Source organism: Leptospira ilyithenensis (genome assembly GCF_004771005.1).
GTDB lineage: Bacteria > Spirochaetota > Leptospiria > Leptospirales > Leptospiraceae > Leptospira_A > Leptospira_A ilyithenensis.
On the sequence record NZ_RQHV01000023.1, the window covers coordinates 1 to 16,214 of the forward strand.

16 protein-coding genes and 1 tRNA gene are annotated in these 16,214 nt (G+C 41.5%); 6 read left to right on the top strand and 11 right to left on the bottom strand.

Annotation, left to right across the window (positions count from 1 at the left end; translation table 11 throughout):
* Positions 1-372: hypothetical protein (locus tag EHS11_RS19970; protein ID WP_210413615.1), on the top strand; the 372-nt coding region annotated here is incomplete at its 5' end.
* Positions 373-386: 14 nt separating this feature from the next.
* A complete protein-coding gene (locus EHS11_RS03240) occupies positions 387-2,333 on the top strand; it encodes a M3 family metallopeptidase (RefSeq protein ID WP_135762986.1) in 1,947 nt (648 codons plus the stop codon).
* On the opposite strand, the gene EHS11_RS03245 is transcribed toward EHS11_RS03240, so the two are convergent.
* Complete coding sequence (locus EHS11_RS03245; RefSeq protein WP_135762987.1) at positions 2,304-2,894, bottom strand: SCO family protein; 591 nt, start codon at positions 2,892-2,894, stop codon at positions 2,304-2,306. The genes EHS11_RS03240 and EHS11_RS03245 overlap by 30 nt on opposite strands.
* A 31-nt stretch (positions 2,895-2,925) precedes the next feature.
* Positions 2,926-3,309 (bottom strand): copper chaperone PCu(A)C, encoded by a 384-nt coding sequence (locus EHS11_RS03250; protein WP_167884331.1) that lies wholly within the window; start codon positions 3,307-3,309, stop codon positions 2,926-2,928.
* Positions 3,310-3,396: 87 nt separating this feature from the next.
* Here EHS11_RS03250 and EHS11_RS03255 point away from each other — a divergent pair, with 87 nt between their 5' ends.
* The gene (locus EHS11_RS03255) at positions 3,397-4,425 is read left to right on the top strand and encodes an alpha/beta hydrolase (RefSeq protein ID WP_135762989.1); all 1,029 of its coding nucleotides are present in this window, start codon (positions 3,397-3,399) and stop codon (positions 4,423-4,425) included.
* Here the strand turns inward: EHS11_RS03255 and EHS11_RS03260 are convergent.
* Positions 4,405-6,339, bottom strand: coding sequence for a response regulator (locus tag EHS11_RS03260; RefSeq protein WP_246047568.1), 1,935 nt, complete (start codon positions 6,337-6,339; stop codon positions 4,405-4,407). The genes EHS11_RS03255 and EHS11_RS03260 overlap by 21 nt on opposite strands.
* Before the next feature lie 30 nt (positions 6,340-6,369).
* Here EHS11_RS03260 and EHS11_RS03265 point away from each other — a divergent pair, with 30 nt between their 5' ends.
* From EHS11_RS03265 to rktP, 3 genes are read left to right on the top strand one after another with little or no spacing between them, the layout of a single operon-like run.
* On the top strand, positions 6,370-6,630 hold the full coding sequence (locus tag EHS11_RS03265; RefSeq protein ID WP_109020234.1) for a Sec-independent protein translocase subunit TatA/TatB: 261 nt from the start codon (positions 6,370-6,372) through the stop codon (positions 6,628-6,630).
* A gap of 12 nt (positions 6,631-6,642) precedes the next feature.
* Positions 6,643-7,434, top strand: a complete 792-nt coding sequence (gene tatC, locus EHS11_RS03270) for a twin-arginine translocase subunit TatC (protein WP_210413616.1) — start codon at positions 6,643-6,645, stop codon at positions 7,432-7,434.
* Positions 7,424-8,533, top strand: a complete 1,110-nt coding sequence (rktP, locus tag EHS11_RS03275; protein ID WP_135762991.1) for an Arg-Lys translocation region protein phosphatase RktP — start codon at positions 7,424-7,426, stop codon at positions 8,531-8,533. The genes tatC and rktP overlap by 11 nt, the downstream gene beginning before the upstream one ends.
* 242 nt (positions 8,534-8,775) lie before the next feature.
* On the opposite strand, the gene EHS11_RS03280 is transcribed toward rktP, so the two are convergent.
* The 8 genes from EHS11_RS03280 to EHS11_RS03315 all read right to left on the bottom strand — a co-directional run bounded on the left by EHS11_RS03280 (position 8,776) and on the right by EHS11_RS03315 (position 16,207).
* Complete coding sequence (locus EHS11_RS03280; protein WP_135762992.1) at positions 8,776-9,336, bottom strand: dihydrofolate reductase family protein; 561 nt, start codon at positions 9,334-9,336, stop codon at positions 8,776-8,778.
* 246 nt (positions 9,337-9,582) lie between these two features.
* A complete protein-coding gene (gene clpX, locus EHS11_RS03285) occupies positions 9,583-10,863 on the bottom strand; it encodes an ATP-dependent Clp protease ATP-binding subunit ClpX (RefSeq protein ID WP_109020243.1) in 1,281 nt (426 codons plus the stop codon).
* A 14-nt stretch (positions 10,864-10,877) separates the two neighbouring features.
* Positions 10,878-11,477, bottom strand: coding sequence for an ATP-dependent Clp endopeptidase proteolytic subunit ClpP (gene clpP / locus EHS11_RS03290; RefSeq protein ID WP_135762993.1), 600 nt, complete (start codon positions 11,475-11,477; stop codon positions 10,878-10,880).
* Positions 11,478-11,480: 3 nt separating this feature from the next.
* Positions 11,481-12,824: a trigger factor gene (gene tig / locus EHS11_RS03295; protein WP_135762994.1), complete on the bottom strand. Its 1,344-nt coding sequence runs from the start codon at positions 12,822-12,824 to the stop codon at positions 11,481-11,483.
* Between the two features lie 112 nt (positions 12,825-12,936).
* A tRNA-Gly gene (locus tag EHS11_RS03300) sits at positions 12,937-13,008 on the bottom strand.
* Positions 13,009-13,073: 65 nt separating this feature from the next.
* The gene (locus EHS11_RS03305; protein WP_135762995.1) at positions 13,074-13,766 is read right to left on the bottom strand and encodes a TenA family protein; all 693 of its coding nucleotides are present in this window, start codon (positions 13,764-13,766) and stop codon (positions 13,074-13,076) included.
* Positions 13,767-14,052: 286 nt separating this feature from the next.
* Complete coding sequence (locus tag EHS11_RS03310) at positions 14,053-14,715, bottom strand: arylesterase (RefSeq protein ID WP_135762996.1); 663 nt, start codon at positions 14,713-14,715, stop codon at positions 14,053-14,055.
* Between the two features lie 301 nt (positions 14,716-15,016).
* Entirely contained in the window at positions 15,017-16,207 is a 1,191-nt protein-coding gene (locus EHS11_RS03315) for a DUF3095 domain-containing protein (RefSeq protein WP_135762997.1), read from the bottom strand.
* Positions 16,208-16,214: the final 7 nt, after the last annotated feature.

Below are 16,214 nucleotides of genomic sequence, written 5' to 3' on the forward strand. Positions count from 1 at the left end.
ACCGCACCTGCAAAAAACAGTGAGAATACAAAGGAAAAAAGCGCGAGCGCGCCTTGTGTTTTTGTGAATCCTGTGAACCTTTGTTCAGATGGGTTTTCTGTTTGCATGGGGGACCTACGATTTGGTCAGCTAAGCCGTATTAAAGCGAGAAGTCAAAAAATTATGGAATTGCGGCGATCATTTTTTATTGGAATTTTCTCGTTTTTTAGAAAAAAATTTCCCTTTTTGGAGGGGATGGATTTGGCAAAAAGGGATTTTCAAGTGAGTGAGATGTTTCCCTTCGGTGGCGGAGGCCAGGGACGGCCGAAGCTTTTTCGTCGGAACAGGATGTTCCGCGAAAAAGAGCGAGGAACATCGAACGTTTTAGTCTAAAGATCAGAGGCAATATGTTTCCAGAATTCAAGAGCGACAATTTATCAGAAAAAGAAAAATCCATAGAATCCAAAATGGAGTCCAACAAAAAAGAAGTAGATTCCCTTTTAAAGAACTCTCCTCTCAGTTTTGCCAATTTTTTAAAACCGTATCAAACGATTCATACCGAACTTTCCGATCTTAGCACGGAACTTTCTCATATCCATTCCGTCAAAAACAGCGAAGAGTCTCAAGCCATCTACACCAGAGTGATTCCCAAACTAACAGAGTATTATACGGACTTGGGTCAAAACGAATCCGTATACAATGCTTTTCTCGAAATTCAAAAATCGGACACAACACTTACCAAAGAACAGAAAAAAGTTTTGGATAATGAAATCAGAGATTTTAGTTTGTCAGGTGTAGGACTTGCACAAGATAAAAAAGACAAACTAAAAGATCTGCGCATCCGTCATTCAGAACTCACCAATCAATTTTCGCAGAATGTATTGAATGCCACAAATTCCTTTGAGATGATTCTTTCGGAAGACGATGTAAAAGGAATGCCGGAAGGAGAACTCGTTACGGCAAAGACGGAAGACGGCAAATACAAATTCACATTACAATTTCCTAGTTACATTGCTTACATGACTTACGGACCGAACCGGGCAAAAAGAAAGGAACTTTACAAAGCATATTCCACCCGTGCTCCCGAAAACGGCAAAATTCTGGAAGAAATATTAAAGATCAAAAAAGAAGAAGCGAGTCTCTTGGATTTCAAAAATTATTCGGAACTCAGTCTTGCTACAAAAGTAGCGGACACCCCGGAACAGGTATTAGGTTTTCTTCGCAACCTTTCCGCAAAAGCAAAGCCGATTGCTGAAAAAGAACTGAAAACACTAAAAGACTTCGCCAAAAAACTAGGACAGGAAGAAATCGAATCCGCTGATCTGATGTTTTATTCTGAACAATTGAAAAAAGAAACCTTCGACTACGAAGAGGAAAAATACCGCCCTTATCTGGAAAAAGAATCCGTTACCAAAGGAACCTTCCAATTTTTGGAATCTTTGCTAGGTATTCAATTCAAAGAAGTGCAAACTCCCGTTTGGCATCCGTCTGTTTTCTGTTATGATCTGGTCATCGACAAGGAAGTGAGGTCAAGGCTCTATCTGGATTTGGAAGCGAGAAAAGACAAAAAAGGCGGAGCGTGGATGAACAATTGGAAGGCCCATTTTATCGATGAAAAAGGAAAGGAAACTCTCCCGATCGCATTTGTAATAGGAAACTTTCCCGCTGCCACCAAAGACCATCCGTCTTTACTCAAACCGAATGACGTAGTCACATTATTTCACGAATTGGGTCATGCACTCCATCATCTTCTCTCGCGAGTGGAAGAAGCATTTGTCAGCGGGGTCAACGGAGTTGAATGGGACGCAGTCGAATTTCCTTCCCAGTTTTTGGAAAATTTCGCCTATGAACCGAAAGTGCTCACTCTCTTCGCCAAACATTACCAGACGGGAGAGACTATACCTCAGTCCTTTATCGACGTGATGGTAAATGCAAAAAATTTCCAATCCGCTATGGGAGTTGTCCGTCAATTGGAATTTGCCATCTTCGATATGCTCATCCATTTGGAATCTCCGAACGAAGAAGGTGTGCAGAAGATCTTAGAACAGGTCAGAGACGAAGTGAGTGTTATCAAACCGCCTGCTTACAACCGTTTCCAGAATTCATTCTCTCATATCTTTGCAGGTGGTTATGCGGCGGGGTATTATTCCTACAAATGGGCTGAGTTGCTATCCGCAAACGCTTACTTCTCCTTTGTAGACAAAGGAGTGTTCGATTTGGAATTAGCGGAACATTTTCGTAAAACGGTTCTTGAAAAAGGCGGTTCCGAAAATGCGATGGTATTATTCCGGGATTTTTACGGAAAAGATCCCGAGATTGAAGCCTTACTCCGGCTGAACGGGATTGCGGCCTAAGGACTCGATGGTTTTTGCAAAGGTTTCCGCATCTTCCGTAGATTTCAAAAGCTTTCTTGTTTTCCGATTTCCGTCCAGAACATAAACATAAGTGGAATGATCGATCGTTCCGTCTTTTGTTTCCTCTACGAAGGCAGCATACTGTTTCACCAAACGATTGGTAGTTGCCTGATCGAAAGAAAATCCGGAAACGTTTTTTAGAAAAAAACTTACGTATTTCTGAACCGTTTCCGGACTGTCCCGCAAAGGATCAATGGAGATAAAAACAGTTCGAAAGGAACTCTTTGTTTTTTCATCTAACATCTGTTCTGCGTTCTTGATTTTGGACAACATATTCGGACAAAAATCGGGACAGTATGTGTATCCGAAAAATACAAGCAACACTGGTTCCTTGAAATCCTTCAAAGATACCAATTTTCCTGATTTATCCTTTTCGGAAAAATCTCCGCCCAAGGGAAGTTCGCTGAATTCAAGCGATGGTTTGCAACTGACAAAAAGAAAACAAAAAGAAAGACTTAACAATAGAATGCGAATGCAAAAACCGGCAAAAAAATTTTTCATATAATCTGCTAAAACCGAAGCCGCTCCTAAACTACTTAACCGCAGCATCCCAAACCAGCGTCTCTCCATTTGACAGAACAAAGTAGATCCGGACTGTCTCGGATATCTTTTTCTTTTTACCGATGAGCATCAAATGATTTCCCCCTTTGTCCAAAAGGATTTCTTTTCCCGACGGGAGTGGAATGGGAAAATCCACTTTCCTCATCTTGGCGATCCCATCTTCCAAACTGGAAGTATGCCATTCAACGGTTTCATACCCTTCCGCACGAATCTCTCTAACCTCCGTATCAGCATCTCTTAAATTTGTAATTTTCCCGTAACCCGCAGTGACTGTAGCGGATTCATGGATTTTTCTGACCCGAAAGCCCGCCAGGATTCCGGATTCTTCTTTTTGAACCAACAATTCCTCTGTCACATTTGTACATGAAAAGTACAAATTGACTTGAAGTAGAAAGAGAATTGTCAAAATGATTGTATTTAAATTTCGAAACAAGAGAACCCCATGAAAATTTTTGGAAAATGGATTACCGCAATTTTACTTATCCTTACCTCCTTTTTAACAACTACGTATTTTTTAAACCAGCCAAATTATAACTTCCAACCGGAATCTGCAAATCTGCCGTTCGATTCTTACTTTCAAAAGGAATTGGAAGCCAGTAAAAACGAAGGAACCAAAGAAGGAAACGAAGAGCGACTGATTCGATTTAGCGAGGAAAAAACACCCATCGGCATTTTGTACATCCACGGATTCGGAGCAAGCCGTGCGGAAGGGGAGGAAGTCATGGACAAAGTCGCAGACTACTTCCAAGCAAACACTTATTACGTGCGTCTGCCCGGTCACGGAACCAATGTGGAAGATCATCTGAACACTCCTTTCCAATCTTATCTCCAGGACGCTGAGACGGCACTTCTCGAATCCACTCAGTTAGGTGAAAAACTTGTTTTGGTAGGAACGAGCATGGGCGGACTTATCTCATCCTATTTGGCGGCAAAGTATCCGGACAAAATTGCAGCAGTTATCCTTGCTTCTCCGTTTTATAATTTTTCCGACCCGTCTGCAAATTTATACAAATTCACATGGGGTTCCACATTCGTTGATTTGGTTTTAGGTAAGATTCGCAAATCTGCGGAACTGGATCCGAAAGACCAGTCTTATAAATTTTGGTATAAAAACCAATATTACGGAGCGGTTCAAAATCTAATGAACCTGAAAAGATTCATAGATCAGGAAAATCCTCTTTCCCGCATCGAAGAACCGGTATTAGTTTTCTATTATTATAAATCGGAAGAAGAACAGGATAGATCAGCCTCAGTTTCCGCAATGGTTTCCGGATTTGAAAAAATCCAATCCGGACCGAAAGCAAATCCGCTTAACAAAATAGTAAAAGTGGAAAAAGGAGCGCATGTTCTTTTGTCCAAGTATTCCGAGACAGACAAACCTTTGTTATTTCAGGAAATCACGGAGTTCATAACAAAAACGACTGGTGCGGTGCAGGCCAAGCCGAACAATTCAAAGAAGGCCAAACGATAATAAAATAGATTCGTAAAGTTCATCGATGGATATTGGTTTGGTTCGAACCAATATCCCTTCCTTTTCCAATGTTTCCAAATCCACACCTTCTGCATTTCCCGTATACAACACCGCAGATAGATTCGGTGATTTTTCCCTTAGCTTTCGAATCAAATTCAACCCGTTGATGTCTTTCATTCTATAATCGGAGAGAACGAAATCAGGTAGTTCTTGTTTGGAATATTCCAAAGCTGCAATGGAAGATTCGAATAGAAGCGGTTCAATGTTTTTTAAAGAAAGAACCGTTGCAATGGATTCGCGTGCAGGTTCATCGTCTTCCACAATCCAGATTTTCTTTTTGGACACTATATCCCAGTGGGAGCCAGCATTACCGGAATTCACATTCGGCAAAGGAAGAGGCGCCGCAGAGATTTCTTTTTCCAAAGGAAGATCAATCAAAAGTACCAAACCAATTTCGGAATGTTTTTCAAGCCTCACCTCTCCGCCCCAATTTTTCACATAACGATTGAGCAAATGAAGTCCTTTCCATTTGATTTCTTCCTCTTCAAAAATGGATTTTTGCATAAAATCATTTATGGAAAGATTCGATACGGCAAGTCCCGTAAATTCCAAAGAAATCAAAACCCTATCTTCCAATGAATCCGCCTGCGACCAGGGGATTTGTTTTGTGGAAAGATGAATCAGTCCTTCTTTTTTGTCTTCCCAAGAAAAAATGGAACCTATCACAAGTTCGCCGATTAACTTGCAAATGCGAACCGGATCTATTTTTACAAAAAGAGGATCGAAAGAGAAAGAACATTCCAATTGCACGTTTTTCGGAATCTCGGCAAGAAGGATGGGAATGTTCGATTCCAAGATGGATGAGATCTCCACGATAGAGATCGCTTCTTCATCCGTTTTTTTGGAAAACCGGATGATACGATGAATCATAGAACGCGCGCTATTCGCCGCCATTCCTATCTTTTCCAGATAATCGAATAATTTATCTTTGGAGGAAGAAATATCCTGTTTGGAAAGAATTTCCCTTCCCAACTGGGAAAATACATGTATGGGTTGCAGATAATTGTTCAAGTCGTGAGCGAGATTCCCCGCCAGATTTCCGATCGTTTCCATTTTTTGAGAATGTAAATTATAAGATTCGATTTGTTTTTTTTCAGTTAAATCATCCAAGAGCAGATAATAAAAATTGGGTCTGCCTTCGGAGTTTCGAAAAATATTTGTTCGGCGGTAAATATTAATCCGCCTTCCGTCCTTTCTATACAAAACAGATTCTCCGAATTCCATTCCGTCCCCCATAAGGGAAAAATAATCCTTTTCCTCTTTCGTAAGGCCGATCTTATTCACACGTTTCATATTCAGAAAAGTCAGGTCTTCGATCGAATAGCCCGTGATCTCCGTAAAACGGGCATTAACTCTAAAATATCCGCCTTCCCAGTCTTGCAGCGCCATCCCCAGAGATGCGTTTTCAAAAAGACTTACCGAAAATTGAATTTGTTCCCGGATATTGTCCTCGTTAATTTTTTGATTGGTAACATCATTCACATATCCGATTCCTAAAATCTGATCCGAAACCTGAGATAGGTTTACCGATTTTTCATTGAAGTGAAACCAGCGTGGGTGTTCCCCTTTTTCCAGTAAAAATCGAATATCAAATTCGATTCTAGTGCCTGCAGGTGATTTGGTCAGAGACTTGGTTTGGGACTGCCAAAGAGGTTTGTCCTCTTTATGAATCAAAGAAAGTAGTTCTGATTTTGCGGCGAGACTCGGGGCACCCGAAACTCCAAAGGTTTTCTGAAAATATTCGTTTGTGAACAATAGTTTTCCGGAAACGATTTCAAATAGATAGATTCCGCCGGAATAAGTTTCCGGTAACAATCGAAAGAAATCTATCATTCCGCTTGATTCCTGACTCATTTGCATAGATATTGTAACTAAGAGGAAATTATGCTCCAAATTCCTATTTCTTTTCTACCCCCACTTGCTTTTTTCAATCTTGGTCCTTGGGAAATTGCACTCATCGTTTTTTTGGCACTGCTTTTTTTTGGTGGCAAACGCCTTCCTTCGCTTGCAAAGGATCTAGGCTCAGGCATCAAAGAATTTCGCAAATCCTTAACGGGTTCTACAGACGATGAGCCTACCAGTTCGATTCCTCAAAATGAATCCCTGGAAAAAGAAACTACCAAACCGAAAAAGAAAAAAGCATAAATTCGATAAGCCTTGGCGAAAGTAAAAAAAACAAAACCACTTCCCCTACCCGAAAATTCAGAAATTAGGGAAAAAGTCATGACCCTGGGCGAACATTTGGAAGAACTTCGACAGAGGCTTATATATTCCATGTTAGTCATTTTTACCTTTATGGTGGTGACTTTGTATTTTGGGGCGGAGATCCATTCCATTTTGATCAGCCCCTACCGGGCAGTGCTTGGTCCCAACGCCCATTTTTTCCAAATCCAGCTGATGGCGCCGTTTATTATCTATCTGAAAACTTCGTTTTTACTGTCCGTGCTCGTGGCGTTGCCGATTTTACTTTTTATCCTTTGGGGGTTTATCGTTCCGGCAGTGGACCCCAGAACGGAAAAATGGGGAAAGTTCATTATCTTATTTTCCACTCTTCTGTTTTGGTCGGGGCTACTACTTTGTTGGTTCACCGTTTTTGAAAATTTCTTAAGAGTCTTCCTGGTCGTTTTAAGACCGGAAGGGATCGATCCATATCTTCCAATAGATGAATATTATGATTTGTTTTTTAACCTTCATCTGGTTTTCGGAGCTTCGTTTCAACTGCCGATCGTATTGATTTTACTGGGAAGAATAGGGATACTCTCCTCCAGTTTTTTACTTTCCAAATGGAGAGAAGGGATTCTGATAATTGCTGTCGTTTCTGCGGTTCTTTCTCCGGGACCGGATGTATTTTCAATGATGATGTTGCTTGTGCCGTTGGCCTTTTTGTTTTTTGTATCAGCAATTTTGATGAAGATATTGGAACGATCGGATAAAAAACATGAATATTAGAAAATTAAGCGTTCGCACTAAAATCCCGATCTTACTCGGATTATTCTCTTTCTGTTTATTTTTAATTCTTTTTCTAGTATCCGAATTTGCTTTCCGACATTGGCAAAACCCAACAGGGAAAAGTACGATCGCATTTAAAATGTTGGGCCTGTATTTATCCCTTATATTTGCAGGATGTGTTTCGGGACTCGCCTACTATCTATTAGGTTTTATTTATAAAATATTCCGTCACATCGCAAGTGAAATCCAACACAAAGACCCTTCCGCAAGTGAAGACAGGGCGGATGAGTTTACGGAAGAAACATCCATCATCCGTTCCATAAAACTCGCATTGTTCCAAGCGGGGAACGGAACTCTCGGTGGCATTGGCAGTGAAGATCCGAATTGGGTGGAAACAAAGGCAACAAGCCTTCTGCGACTCATGCCAGATATAGAATTGAAGAAAATTCACGGCTGGGACGTCTCCGCCTACCCCAGTGTGGTTCGACATGCTAACAGTGATTACATGCGTATTCTGAAAACCAAAGACGGTTTTGTGGGAATCCTTGCTGGTCATTTAGAAGCGGGGATTACGGAAGCTTCCGAAAGATTGTTTGTTCACGGAATAATTTCCAGTTTCATTGATACGCAAGACACTACGGCACATGTCCTGACAAAAATAGAAACTGCGCTCCGCAACCTTAACCTAACTGGTCTTAAACTATCGCTATTCGGAATCGGTGCGGAAAAAGACAAACTGCAATTTTTACATTTTATGGATATGCCGGTATTTCAGTTTTCCAAACAGGGAATCCAAGTCATAGAAGGAAGCGGAGACGACTCCTGGCACGCAATGCACGATCATGTGTTTTCCGTTGCAGACGGAATCGAAGTGGGAGATTATCTGGTTTGGGGAAGTGATCGCACCTTACAAGAGTTTGGGCTAACATCTTTTGAAATCATGGAAGAATTTGTAGACTATCTTCTGGATCTAAATCCCAACTCTTCCAGGGAGATGCTTCTCGCTATCGCGAAAAAAATGCAAGGTCTGGGAAAGGAAAGAAACCTAACGAATCCTCTCGAAAACCTAAGCATCTTTGTATTCCGAAGAACAAAGTAGTGACCTCCCCAAAAAAGTGGACACCACCATTTAGGCAACTTTAGAACAAGAAAGGTTGCGATGAAAAGTAGAAAATAGCACAGTGCAGATTTCAGAAAGTAAGCAGTAAGGCGTAGTTATGCGTCCGTCTCCAGCTAATAGAGAGCGGTAGTTAGAAGAAAAATTAAACAATGCATTAATAGCATACTCAATAATCGAGTATACCTCCTCCCACAGACAATTCTTAAGAGAAGAATTTTTCTTTACGTATGTCTTTTGTAGTGAAGTGCAATGGCGCCGGATTGGAAAGTTTCCGAACCAAGAAAGTCTAGCCGAATATTCTCCTGGAGGCTCAAGTTATTGAATAACCGAGGACCTTTTCCAGCAAGAACCGGATGAATTACGAAATGATACTCATCAATTAAATGGTGTTGGGAGAGTTGAGAAGCAAGGCTCAAGCTGCCCACTAAAATGTCCTTTCCTGGTTGTTTCTTTAATGCGATTACTTCATCTGCGATATTTTGGCTTAGTAATCTGGTATTTGTATCGTCAACGTGTTTCAATGTGTTGGAGAAAAGAATCTTTTTTAGTGATGTGAATACTTGAGCGAACTCATTAGATATTTCTGACATCGATTGATTTTTGGCAACATCAGGCCAAAAAGGAACCATTAGTTGATAGGTAATACGTCCATATAGAATGTGACTGGCATTACTTAAGAGGTTAGTGAAGTATTTGTGCAAGTCATCGTCGGCGGCGACCATGTCCGTGTGACTACAATATCCATCAGAGGTAGTATTTATCCCAAAAACAACTTTTCTCATATACCCTTTTATAAGCGGTTAGGTTTAAAAAATAAAGTATAAATTGATCTATTTTTTATTACTACGTATTATTTCTGGGCATGACGTATTTTGAGTGAGAAGGCTTAGAATAGCAATATAGGGTAACGTCAAAAAACTTTAGTGTAATGATTCTTTGAGAAGCATCTTTTCGGATACTTTTGATCCTGAGCTAGGCGGATTTCCGCTACTTTCGCCTAACCCTGTTTATCCGAAATCGTTCACATTTTAAGCGATCTTTTCTATATCGCCTTTGAGGATTGTGATAGGAGGTTCGTTTCGGAGAACAGTGTCTTCCGTAACCACAACTTCCAATACGTCCTTGCGGGAAGGGATCTGAAACATCAAATCCATCATGATATCTTCGATGATGGCACGTAGTCCCCTCGCCCCACTCTCCCGTTTGATAGCAGTCGCAGCAATGGCACCGATGGCATCTTCCGTAAACTTGAGTTTCACATTCTCGATATCAAACATCTTTTGATACTGTTTTAGAAGTGAGTTCTTCGGTTCGGTAAAAATAGATTTCAAAGATTCGACTGTGAGTTCATCCAAAGTAGCAACGATCGGCAAACGGCCGATAAACTCAGGAATCAAACCGAATTTCATCAAATCGTCAGGAATCACATGATGAACCAGATTGTCATTGGTATCAATTGCCTGACCCATTTCATTTACGGCTTCACCGGAATGGAATCCTATCGACTTAACACCAACTCTTTGTTTGATGATCTGATCGAGACCGACAAAAGCGCCTCCGCAGATGAACAAAATGTTTTTTGTTTCTACAGGAATATATTCCTGATGAGGATGCTTGCGTCCTCCTTGGGGAGGAACATTGGCAACGGTGCCTTCTATGATTTTGAGTAATGCTTGCTGCACTCCTTCGCCTGACACGTCTCTTGTGATGGATGCGGAGTCGGATTTGCGGGAGATTTTATCGATCTCGTCGATATAGATGATCCCCATTTCGGCACGTTTCACATCGTTGTCCGAATTCTGGATGAGTTTGAGGATGATATTCTCCACATCTTCACCAACATAACCCGCCTCAGTGAGTGCAGTTGCATCTACGATGGCGAAAGGAACTTTTAAAATGCGAGCTAAAGTCTGAGCAAGCAAGGTCTTGCCTGATCCGGTAGGACCGATGAGCATGATATTGGACTTTTCCAATTCCACTTCACCCGCTTTGCGATCGTTATGAAAGATACGTTTGTAATGATTGTAAACGGCAACTGCCAGAGCTTTTTTGGCCTGCTCCTGTCCGATCACATACTGGTCTAAGATTTTTTTGATTTCGAGAGGTTTCGGGATATCACCGACGATAGCGGTTTTTTCGCCACCTTGCGGCTCTTCTGCGATGATTTCATTGCAAAGAGAAATGCATTCATCGCAGATATAAACTCCGGGACCCGCCACCAAACGACGAACCTCGTCTTGCGCCTTGCCACAAAATGAACAATGCAATTTTTCACGAGTATTCCCTGTTGTAGTAGGACGTTTGGTCATGGAGAGCTCCTTTTTTAAGCTTGGATCTGTTTGCGTTCTTGGATTACGTTGTCGATGATTCCGTATTCCTTCGCTTCTTCCGCGCTCATATACAAATTGCGCTCAGTGTCTTTTTGAATCTGTTCGATTGTTTTGCCGGAGTGCTTAGCATAAAGTTCGATCAGCTTGTCTTTTATCTTAACAATTTCTTTTGCGGAAATTTCGATATCCGATGCCTGTCCGCCCGCTCCACCGTAAGGTTGGTGCAACATAATTCTAGAATTGGGAAGTGCGGAACGTTTTCCTTTTGCTCCACCTGCCAAAAGAAGCGCTGCCATGGAGGAAGCCTGACCGATACAAAGGGTTCTTACCTCCGGTTTGATCAACTGCATGGTATCATAGATCGCCATTCCGGAACTTACGTAACCACCTGGGCTATTGATATAGAGATAAATGTCTCTTTCCGGGTTTTCCGCTTCCAGGAATAATAACTGAGCCGAAATGACGTTCGCATAAGCTTCGTCAATTCCGGAACCTAGGAAGATAATCCGGTCTTTCAATAGTCTGGAGAAGATATCATACTGACGTTCTCCTCTACTTGTTTGTTCGATTACGTAGGGCATTAATGTTGACATGTTTTACTCTTTCCCGCTCAATAACTTCTCTGCTTCTTCGATGGAAACCGATTTAGGAGATTTCTTATCTACCTCACCGTAAACAAACTCGTCAATTTTATCAAACAGGAATTTGTCCCGGTAAAAAGTTTCCGCCTTTTGTTTTTGGACTTCTTTTTTGAGGGATTCGGTCAGAATTCCTTGGGTTCCGGCTTCTTTTTCGTAACCCTCTTCCCATTCTTCGTCAGAAATCGTGATTTTGTATTCTTCTCCGATTTTGTGCTTCAAAAGGTAGGTTTGGATTCGTTTTTCGGCGGCTTTTCCGAAGGATTCCCGAACTTCCGCTTCTTCTTTGCCTAGTCTTTTTGCATAATCCGGTAAGGTCGTGTGAGGAAGACCGAATTCATGGATGAAATTATGAAAAACCCCTTCAGTTTCCTCTTTGATAAGGGATTCCGGGATAATGAACTTGGATTCTTTGATGATGTCGGTATAAGCTTCGTCGATTGCTTTTTTCTTCAATGCCGATACGAAGATTTCTTCCAATTGTTTTTTTGTTTTGTCCTTTAACTCTTGTAAGTTTGCCGATCCATCCACCTCGGAAGCAAAATCATCATTGATATCAGGATAAGTTACTTTGTAAATCGCTGTCACTTTTACGATATAAACCAATGTTTTTCCTGCAGATTCCGGAGCCTGAGGGAAAGAGTCCGGGTATCTGAAGTTAAATTCTTTCTCCTCGTTCATCTTCATACCAAGAAGGTTGTCTTCAAAGCCAGGAGGATTTTGCGTAGCTCCCATTTGAAATTTGCCTGTTTGGTATGCGTCCGGAAAGTCTTTCCCGTCTTCTTTGAATTTATAATTGATTTCCAATAAATCTGTAGCTTCGATCTTATCGCCTTCTTCTTTGAGGCTGTTGCGAGCTAAGTTCTTTTGCATTCCTTCCAATTCTTTTTGGATGTCTGCATCAGTGATTTTGATCTCTTTGGGTTGGATCTTGATTTTTTTGAGTTTTGGAAGAATCACTTCCGGTTTTGTATCGTAAGTCGCCTTTGCTTTAGCACCGGTTTTACGATCAAAACTTTCCACTTGGAATTGAGGGATACGAATCGGTTTGTGTTCCAATTTATCAAACAAATCCGCCATTGCCTGATTTAACATAACATTGGCGGCATCGTCTATGACGGAATCTCCCAATACTTTTTCCACCATATCAAGAGGAGCCTTTCCGGGGCGAAATCCCGGGATCTTAACTTTTTCTTTGGCTCTTTCGTAAGCTTTTTTATAAGCAACTTCTACCTCAGCGGCATTGAAGGTAATGGTTAAATCGCAAGATGCGTTGTTGTTTTTCTTTGCAGTAAATTCCATGCTAATTCCAATATAAAAAATTTCGAGAATGGGGGAGGAGAATCAAGAGCCACAATAGTCAGAAGTAAGGAGGGGATCTTTTTGTCTTCTGCCTCTAGTCTAGACCTCTGTTAGCGGGAAACGGGACTTGAACCCGCGACCCTCTCCTTGGCAAGGAGATGCTCTACCGCTGAGCTATTCCCGCGAGAGGTTTGAGTAACACCATGATTTTTTGAAACAGTTCTTTCGCAAGGAAAAAAGAAAGAAAGTCTAGTGGCGCCAAGTTTGTTTTGTCCATGCTTGGTCCCAGAACATCCATTCGTAATGAACGCTTTTTTCGAAGGCAAGGATGGCTTTTTCCCTGGTTCCTGCATCCGTTTGGTCCGCCCATTTTTGCAATAATGCCAAAAGATTTTTCATATATTCATTGAATCCGGAATCGGAATACATACGGAGCCAGTCTCCATAAGGATGGCTTTCCGGAATGGTTCCCATCTTTTGCAATAAGTGCTGCCCAAGTTCGATGTAAAGCCAGGGACAAGGTGCAATGGCAGATAAACCTTCGACAGAACTTCCTTTCAATGCAACGGATACCATATGGTTTTGATAGGCAAGATTGCTCGGTGTGGGTTCGGTATCTGCGATCGTCTTTGCATCGTATCCTAATTTTTTTCCATAATTCAAATGCAATTCGTTTTCCACTACGAGTGACATTCTAGCAGCATCAATCAGCCAAAGTTTATCTTTCGGATCGTTCGCCTTTGTGGAAAGAATAGCGCAGGCATCGGAAAAAGATTCCAAATATTTTGCATCCTGAATCTGGTAAAACCGAAAGATTTCCGAAGAAAGACTGCCGTCCGCAAGTGCAACCACAAACGGATGAACATAGGAAGCTCCGAATGCTTCTTTCGCTTTTTCTTTACATTCCTTTGCAAACGGGGGGATAGGAAAAGGTTCTGACATAATAATAAGAGGCTGGAAAAAAGCGGGCCTGTCAATCCGATTTAAAGTTGCCCGGGACCTCCAGTTTACGGGAGTTAGGTCAGTATGGGATATTCCTTATAAGAAGAGATTCTGGTATCCCCGCCCTGATTTGGGAGGGGTTAACCACCCGCCGCCCAATGAGTTCCGTTTATCATACATTAGCTGACAAGGCGATCCAAATCCGAAAATTCTTTATTTTTTTTGAAATTTGTTCGCCTTTTTGCCAAAGTCTACGCGAGGGGAATTCCAAGCCACTGAAATGAATTTATTTACCTGTCAGTTTTTTCAAGTAAGGGTAAACCGTTTCCGCCACAAGTTTATGCCCTTCCGTTGTGGGATGAATTCCGTCTTTTTGATTTAACTTACGTATGGTGGCCACTCTTTCCAATAAAAATGGGATGAAACTTAAGTCCTCTTCTTTAGCCAGGTCAGGATAAATCGAGTCAAACTCAGTCGCATATTTTTTCCCCAAATTGGGAGTGGCGCGCATTCCAACCAGTAAAATCTTACAATCGGGATATGTGGATTTTACCTTTTGGATCATGGATTTCAGATTGGACCGAGTAACTTTCGGAGAAATCCCGCGTAACATATCATTGGCGCCAAGCTCCAATACGAAAATATCCGGCTTCTGACTCAACACCCAATCAATCCGACCCAATCCCCCGCTTGTAGTATCGCCCGAAACGCCTGCGTTTGTTATCTGGTAACCAAATCCTTCTTTTTTCAAACGACTGACTACCAAATGAGGCCATGCTTCTTCATAATCAAGCAGTCCGTAACCTGCCGTAAGAGAATCTCCGAAAAAAATAATTCTGGGTTCCGTAGAATCGGATTCCTGTTTTGTAATTTCATTCTCAGCATCTTTGGAAGAGTCAGAGCAGGATAACAAAACGGAAGAGAAAAGCAGAATCAAAAATAGCTTCATAGTTTCGATATTTTCAGCGGAAGAAAAATTGTCTATTGAGAAAACATAGCAGCATTCAGCACGTATTTGAATTTTGAGAAAATCACGAAGGAAAAATATCAAACATCCGTTAGTTCTGATTTTATCTTTTGGATACTCATTGAAATGAAAACGTTCTCCTTGGAATTTATTTTCCTGAGCAATTCTTTAAAACAATTCACTTTGACAAAACATACTCCTACCCGCTCCAAATATAAATTTCATTGGTAACTTCTCCTTTCGATCCGACTCAAGTCCGGGAAGTAACGGGAAGCAATAATAGTTAAACTGCCTTTGGCTTAAACGAAACCGTTTTTCTTTTTTTCTTCCATTCTTTGGCGGCAAGCGTAAGCCCTCCCCCTGCTCCGTCTACAAAATGCACTTCCTGAGAAGCCCCTGCCTTTAAGATACAAGTCATAAGGGATTTATTGGATACAAGGTGTCCGAATAAAATAAGTCCGTCCGCTTCCAGATTTTCCAGGAATTGTTCTAAGGCAATTCTGCTTTTTTTAGAACCGTGAATCACCATTTTCAATGTACCGTCAAACTTGCGAAAGTCGGCGGATCTCGCTTGGTAATCTTTCAATTTGTCCAAACGATAATGCGCAGATTTCAAAGGAATTTCGTATTTAATCGCCATAGACACTGCGAATTTTTCAAACTTGATTTTTGCAAGTCTCAGGTAGTATTCGATTCCTTTTTGGCCACTGCTATGTATCAATGCTTCTTTTTGCAGATACGGTCCGTTGTCCAGTTCCAATTGAGACAGAGGAACAGGATGATAGTCTTCCTCTTCTCCGAATTCCATTCGAATAAAACTTAACACCCGTGATACGGTTTTTGCAGTGGACTCGTAATCTTTACGAGTGGGTTCCACTATCATGGAAACTACTTCCCCTTTTTCACTGGGAATATCCTGCCATCGGCAGGTAAAACCCGTAAAGTCTGCGTCCGTTGTTCTTTCCGTTTCCAGCACCAAAAACGATTCGTCTTCCTGCGATTTTACCCAGGACTCGGCAAGATCCAAACCGTTTCCGAAAATCAAACATTGGTTATAATGAATAGAAGCTTCGAACTTGCTCAAATAAAGCGTTGCTCCGCGTCTGTACAATTCCTTTACCGGAACGATACCTGCTTTCATCTCCAGCTCGAATGTGGTTCTGATTTTACCGATCGTATCGGCAATGGCGGAACGAACGGGAGACAGATAAGTCGCTGGAAGTAAAAAAGTAACTCCGTCTCCCCCAAACACAAATGGAAAATCCATATGGCCGTATACATTTGCCACGGCGATAGCAATGAGTCCGCCCGCAGTGTTTACATCTTTATAACGACCATTGTCGATTGCTTTTGTAGAACCAGCTATATCCGTGATCAGTAAAAACCAATCTTCCGGCACAGGCAAAAATTGATTCCCTTCAAAAACGGAACGAAAGTCTCTGCTTCTATTTAAGGTTTGGTAAAAATCATCCACTAGTAAA

Bases quoted from the DNA above. Each gene is read 5' to 3' on its own strand.
- EHS11_RS03240 (WP_135762986.1), top strand. From the start codon at position 387: ATGTTTCCAGAATTCAAGAGCGACAATTTATCAGAAAAAGAAAAATCC.
- EHS11_RS03245 (WP_135762987.1), bottom strand. From the start codon at position 2,894: ATGAAAAATTTTTTTGCCGGTTTTTGCATTCGCATTCTATTGTTAAGT.
- EHS11_RS03255 (WP_135762989.1), top strand. From the start codon at position 3,397: ATGAAAATTTTTGGAAAATGGATTACCGCAATTTTACTTATCCTTACC.
- EHS11_RS03260 (WP_246047568.1), bottom strand. From the start codon at position 6,339: ATGAGTCAGGAATCAAGCGGAATGATAGATTTCTTTCGATTGTTACCG.
- EHS11_RS03265 (WP_109020234.1), top strand. From the start codon at position 6,370: ATGCTCCAAATTCCTATTTCTTTTCTACCCCCACTTGCTTTTTTCAAT.
- rktP (WP_135762991.1), top strand. From the start codon at position 7,424: ATGAATATTAGAAAATTAAGCGTTCGCACTAAAATCCCGATCTTACTC.
- EHS11_RS03280 (WP_135762992.1), bottom strand. From the start codon at position 9,336: ATGAGAAAAGTTGTTTTTGGGATAAATACTACCTCTGATGGATATTGT.
- clpX (WP_109020243.1), bottom strand. From the start codon at position 10,863: ATGACCAAACGTCCTACTACAACAGGGAATACTCGTGAAAAATTGCAT.
- clpP (WP_135762993.1), bottom strand. From the start codon at position 11,477: ATGTCAACATTAATGCCCTACGTAATCGAACAAACAAGTAGAGGAGAA.
- tig (WP_135762994.1), bottom strand. From the start codon at position 12,824: ATGGAATTTACTGCAAAGAAAAACAACAACGCATCTTGCGATTTAACC.
- EHS11_RS03305 (WP_135762995.1), bottom strand. From the start codon at position 13,766: ATGTCAGAACCTTTTCCTATCCCCCCGTTTGCAAAGGAATGTAAAGAA.
- EHS11_RS03310 (WP_135762996.1), bottom strand. From the start codon at position 14,715: ATGAAGCTATTTTTGATTCTGCTTTTCTCTTCCGTTTTGTTATCCTGC.